We start from the raw sequence: 304 nt of genomic DNA on the forward strand, positions 1-304 counted from the left end.
CAGCTCTTAGTTTTTCAATTTCCTGTGCCAATCCTTCGGCCGAATCTCTACCGACAAGTTTAGCCAAATCAGGATATCTTGTTGTAGCTGTCTGATTAAAACGGATCACATTAGGCAAGAATATCGCATTGGAAGCTCCGTGAGGGACGCCGTAGAGTGCACCTACCTGATGCGAGAGAGAGTGGACAATACCCAACCAGGCATTGTTGAAAGCCAGTCCGCCCATAAAAGATGCATCGTGCATATTTTGGCGTGCTTTAATGTTTGTCGGGTTATTGACCGCCTCTTCCAGATTTTCGAAAAC

The 304-nt window shown here is 46.1% G+C and carries 1 pseudogene; it reads right to left on the bottom strand.

Annotated elements, in window-relative coordinates:
* A pseudogene (locus tag B2X72_RS13465) lies at window positions 1-304 on the bottom strand (iron-containing alcohol dehydrogenase); the annotation flags it as partial.

Origin of the sequence: Sphingobacterium sp. UBA7253, assembly GCF_002472745.1 — a bacterium.
Classification (GTDB): Bacteria; Bacteroidota; Bacteroidia; order Sphingobacteriales; family Sphingobacteriaceae; genus Sphingobacterium; species Sphingobacterium siyangense.